1 protein-coding gene is annotated in these 300 nt (G+C 63.7%); it reads left to right on the top strand.

Features of this window, described 5'->3' with window-relative positions; all coding sequences use genetic code 11:
• A partial coding sequence (locus tag EOB49_RS35150) for an FAD-binding oxidoreductase (protein ID WP_164782000.1) occupies nucleotides 1-300 on the top strand: 300 nt, incomplete at both ends.

Genomic DNA, 300 nt, shown 5'->3' with positions numbered 1-300 from the left:
CCGCAAAGGCGTTTGGCACGCGCGCCCGTCTGATCGAACCGGCCGAGATCAAGGAAAAATTTCCGCTCATCGAAGAAGGAATAGTGCAGGGCGGCCTGTGGGATCCCGATGCCGGCCTGGTCATCCCGCGCTCGCAGACTGTCGCCGGCAAGCTGGTCGACCAAGCGGAAGCCTCCGGCAAGCTGAAATCCTTCGCCAACACATCGGCCAGGTCGCTCGTCGTCAAGGACGGCCGCATATCAGGCGTGGTGACCGATCGCGGCACCATCGAGGCCGACTATGTCGTCGTCTGCGCCGGGA

Source organism: Mesorhizobium sp. M7A.F.Ca.MR.148.00.0.0 (assembly GCF_003997735.1).
Classification (GTDB): domain Bacteria; phylum Pseudomonadota; class Alphaproteobacteria; order Rhizobiales; family Rhizobiaceae; genus Mesorhizobium.
The sequence above is the reverse complement of the archived record's forward strand: the minus strand, read 5'-3'. Positions and strand labels throughout refer to the sequence as shown.